This window comes from Syntrophomonas sp. UBA5494, assembly GCF_002426325.1.
Genome location: NZ_DIPG01000082.1, coordinates 17,656 through 22,624 on the forward strand (window position 1 = coordinate 17,656; position 4,969 = coordinate 22,624).

At 44.0% G+C, this 4,969-nt stretch carries 4 protein-coding genes; 3 read left to right on the plus strand and 1 reads right to left on the minus strand.

Annotation, left to right across the window (positions count from 1 at the left end; translation table 11 throughout):
- The 3 genes from B3W37_RS09110 to B3W37_RS09120 form a co-directional block, all read left to right on the plus strand.
- Positions 1–560 (plus strand): CPBP family intramembrane glutamic endopeptidase (locus B3W37_RS09110; RefSeq protein WP_483175482.1); only part of this gene is annotated, 560 nt, incomplete at its 5' end.
- Between the two features lie 530 nt (positions 561–1,090).
- Complete coding sequence (locus B3W37_RS09115) at positions 1,091–1,405, plus strand: hypothetical protein (RefSeq protein ID WP_483170653.1); 315 nt, start codon at positions 1,091–1,093, stop codon at positions 1,403–1,405.
- A 95-nt stretch (positions 1,406–1,500) separates the two neighbouring features.
- Positions 1,501–3,165, plus strand: a complete 1,665-nt coding sequence (locus B3W37_RS09120; RefSeq protein ID WP_483175483.1) for a hypothetical protein — start codon at positions 1,501–1,503, stop codon at positions 3,163–3,165.
- Positions 3,166–3,366: 201 nt separating this feature from the next.
- Here B3W37_RS09120 and B3W37_RS09125 read toward each other — a convergent pair.
- A partial coding sequence (locus tag B3W37_RS09125; protein WP_483175484.1) for a WG repeat-containing protein occupies positions 3,367–4,969 on the minus strand: 1,603 nt, incomplete at its 5' end.

Genomic DNA, 4,969 nt, shown 5'->3' on the forward strand with positions numbered 1-4,969 from the left:
AAATCTATGTGACCAGCTATGGAATTGATGGAAATCAGGGCCGACATACAGGTCTGTTGTTTTTTGTTTTTTGTATAGTTGGGAATCTCATCAATGTGGCTATGGAAGAAGGTATTTTCCGAGGCTTGTTCATTAAGCTAGCGGAAACAAGATATTCATTTATAAAGGCGGCTCTTCTATCCTCTATCCTCTTTGGTATCTGGCATATCGCAGCTCCTGTGCGCAGTCTGTTGGACGGAGAAATGAGTACAGGCGGAGCGATGATCTATTCCCTCATGCTTGTGTTAATAACAGGAATTACCGGAGTAAAATTCTGTTTGCTGACTAAAATTACAGGTTCACTTTGGATGCCGATGGCTGACCACTTTTTCAATAACACCATCATTAATCTTTTACATGTCGCAACGGCCTCTGGCGCGGATGAATTGCAAGTAATCCGCATTACCATTGCTCAGACCGTATCGTTCCTGCTCGTTCTTTTCATCTATTGGAAAAGCGGGGCACATCGCAAACAGACATTTCGTGGATATTGGAAAGAAAATCTATATCCTATCCGATAGTGTTAAATGTTGATGATTCCCTTTGAGCGCCGTTGCCATATGTTCTTCCTTCCCGCGCGGGCAGGCAACCCCACCTATACTACCGGAACTTTGAACAATCGTAAATGCTACTTTCGCTAGCAGGCCGGAACTTAATTTTTCACTTTACAACTTTTCATTTTGTTCGTTGAGAAATGGTATCTCATTCTATACCAAGTCAAGGATCAGACGGTATACGTTGACTATATTGTGGATTGTAAACAGGATTATGGATGGCTGGTACGAGGCTTTGCTATGTGACATAAATGCAATTAAATAATAAGGAAAGAGCCTGCAAGGAGGGATTGCTTTGAAACACAAAGAAATTTTTAATAGATTAACTGGAGTAAGCTGTCCTGTGTTTGGAATATTTTGGAATCCACCTGAAGGCCAGAGAAAGATTGCAGAAAATCATTATATTTCTTGAGTCAAAACGAGTCCTATCCTATATTTCCTATATGAATTATCCGGTGAAATATTAGATAAAAAGGCATTGAGCAAAGGAGAAAGCTATGTTTGGAGCTGGTTGGCTGAATTTGGGAAGTCTTTTACTTGGGCTGATTGCATGGATACTTCCTGTTGTTAATCTTGTGCAGCACAATAAGGCTGACCACAGGAACTGGGTTGCCTTTTCTGTAGCAAGCGTCAGTGCCTGTGCCATCTCACTGTGTATGCAAATTTTCTATACCGATCATCTGGTAAAGATAGAGGATTGGTCAGCGCTTATGGATACTTCCTCTGCGGTGGCATTAGTCGCCACAGTACTTCTTGCAGTCACAATTATACTTAATGCAATTACATTGGTTGTATATTCCAGGAAAAGTTAGGACTGGTGAATTCCAATTTGTCGGAGGCATACTCATGAACTATAAAGGCCTATGTTGCGGGATATGAAGATAGAGGACGGGAAGGAGAGAACAGTATGAAAAAGAGACTGATTGGTGTGTTGGTGTTGGTGACACTGCTCATCAGTACTATGGCGAGTACCTCAGTTGCTTCATTTGCTGCAGGTAATAGCGTAAGCATTACCTTGCCAAACTTCAAGGTCATCATTAACGGACAGGCGGTAAATAACGATTATAGCAAGTACCCGCTTATCGTTTATAAAGACATTACATATTTTCCAATGACTTTTAGTGATTGCAGATTTTTAGGCCTTGAATCTACGTGGACAGGTGATAAAACTGGACTTTTGGTAGATACGACAGGTGTTACGGCAGCCTATAATCCATATCTATCATCGGCAAAGAATATAAAAAATTATACTGCAGAAATTGCAAACTTCCCAATTAAGGTAAATGGTAAAGTTGTAGATAACAGCAAGGAAGAATATCCACTTCTTTTATTTAGAGATATTACATATTTCCCTATGACTTGGAAATATAGTGTGGATGAGTTTGGGTGGGATTATAAGTTTGATGGCAAAAATGGACTTGTTATCACATCGAAGAATGCAAAGTTAGATCAAATTCAGATTCCTACGAATAGGTTGGCTGAGCAGTATGGAGACTTTGAAGGAAAGAATAGCATAGCGGTTATGGCTAAGAACGGTTACGCCTATTACGTGGATAATAAGGGAGCCGTAATGCAAGCGCCATTATCAGACATAAGTAAAGCCAAGAAGATTTTTCAACTTGAAATCTGGTCATATGGAGATGGAAAGCAATACGACCGTCACGAATTTTACGAAGAGAACGGAAAAGCAATGCTGTTTTTTCACTCCGGTGGTGCTGTAATGGGCTCGGATCATAGATACTTATTAAAGGAAGATGGTACAGTGCAAAAAATTCAAAGCAGCTATTATGAGACCACCTTGATAAGAGATAGGCTTTATATGTACTGGATAGGTCCTACCCCGGGTCCGGGAAATTTGAGAGTTCAAGATATCGATTATTCAGAAGATAGTAACAGAAGCTTGGGATCAGCCGACTATTGGTACTATTTTTTAAGCGATGTCGAAGGATTACCGAAGCTTGAGCTTATAGGGAATGAACTCTATGTGAGGGCGGCAAAAGTTGTGCAAAATCAAGAAGGTGATGGCAGTTATAGTTTAGAGAACCCTGCTGTATATAGAGTTAATATATTTACAAATGAGGTGACCAGGATAAGCCAATCCAAAGAAAGGGTGGTAAATGCCCAGATAGTAGGAGAATCTCTTTACTATTTGTGCTCTAAAGGAGAAGGTGAGCAGCGTATTTATAGTGTATATAAGCATTCTCTTCAAGATGGGACTGAGGCCCTTATAGGTAATTTTGAAGGCGAAGACTCTTGGCAGCTTAAATTTGCAGTAGTAGGAGATCATGTTTATTATTTAAGCCGGGAAGCTTTATATCGTATAGGAGATAGTGAAAGTTTGAATCCGCAAGCAGAAGCGATATCCATGAATATTACCGGGGATGAAAAAGAATATTTAGCCTGTACATTTAAAGAAACTCCAAACTCAAAATACAGAGTAATGGTATTTGATGAATCAGGAGAAGTTGTGTTTAAAACCGCTGACTGCGGCAGCAATGTTGTAGTAGAAGGCAGTACTTTACATTTTTATAACATTACAACCGAAACCCTTTGTAAAACCACAATTAAATAGGCTATATTCAATTCAATGGACAAAAACAGACAGCTATAACCCGCGATTTGTTCCAGCAATATTTACCAGCAATGAACCTAATGATCTATGATATGGTCCAATTTTGCCTTGTCTATGCGGGTGGTATGGTCCGGCAACTTTCCCGCTTTCGTCCTAGCCGGGTAATCAAGCGTCAGGGCGGGAATGTCCCGCTTTGACCATCTAATTAAGCTTTGTCTCCACTCCGGCTTTTTGGCCGTACCAGGTGTTGTTCAGGGCAGCGGGGTCTTTCGTAAAGATCTTATCGTATGCAAAAGGTACGATAACCTCGTTTTGCATGCTGATGACGCCCCATTTCCCGCCTTTCCTGACCGTGATAAGCTCCCGGTCACGGTCAAAATAAAGGTTATAATAGTCGGTGTAATAGCCGGTATCGCCGGTTTTTAAAAGCTGCCCGAAGGCCTCGTATTCAAGGGGCACAACCAGCCTGCCCGCCAGGTCATAGGCGCCCCACCGGCCGTCCTTTTTCACCGAGACGTATTTATCGAAATACAATTCATATTCAGGCGGTCCTATTTGCGCCTGACCCGACCAGGTCATGACCTCTTCAAACTCCACGGGTATTAATGCTGTCAGCCTGGTATAATCAATCACCGCCGCGCCGAGCTTGCGGTCGGCTCCGGAACCTTTGGCCAGCAAAAACAGACCTTTTCTAAAATCGACGCTGTCGATGGCAGAATACTCCGGCTCAAGAATCTTCTCTCCGGAGTGGGCATACAACCCGCGCAGTTCTCCGCCTCGCCCGTCCGGTACTGTAACCATATAACCGTAAGGCGTGTACGATAAGGCGCCGTTTATAGGGCCTATGAAGGCTCGGCCGTCACGATTCATTACATAAGCCTGGTGGTCTTTATATACCACATATGCTCCAAGCAGAATATATTTGTCAAAGCGGAGCCGGCCGTCGAGCTCGAAGATAAATCCGGATAAATCGGCCACCCTTTTGGCTCTTGCGGCCTCGGTTTTAAAGGTTGTGAAGCTGACTTGGCCTTGTGCCTTACCATACCCATAGTCTCTAATGTCAATCCGGGAGTAAAAAAGGAAGGGTATGGTACTGGCGCTGATATAGTATTGGCTGTCTATGACCAGCGCCTTTCTGACCTGTTCCGGCTCCAGCCACGAATCGCTGTTGGATATGGCCGTATAAACATAGGCGTCGTCTTGGTACTGAAAGCAGATCAGGCCCTCATGGAAGGTGGCCACACTGCGGCCTGGCGCTATTTCGAGCCCGTCGCCCGCCTCCTTTTCAAAGGCTTCCACGACTTTTATCCCCAAAATCTGCCCGAGCTCCTGGGCATTAAAGTATATATCATTGCCGTCGTAGCGGTACATAAGCTGATCGGAGTATTTAACCTCCTTTTCGTCAAGGGTCAGGGCAATCTCATCCTCCGTTAAAAAACGCCCTGCTTTGGATAAATCAAGCAGGTTGCCGCCGATGACGTCGAAGCCTCCGTTTTCTATCCAGTTGGTGTCGTTTTTAAGCTCTACGTAGTCTTCGGCATGCGCTGCGTCGAACCATTGAACATCGGTGGGATACTCCAGGGCGTACCAGGCGCTGGCGCTTTCACCGATGGTATGCCTGCCGGTGGCAGGGGAGAAAGGCACTCCATCGTTCTCCCACTTGCTTTTCGGGGAATAGACATATATCCTGAACAAAGTTCCGATGTACCCGTCATCTTGACTGCCGATCTGTTCGACCGTCAGCTTGTGGCGTACCAGGACGGTGTCGCCATGCTCGGTTACGGCGTTTGTCAAGATAGTTGTC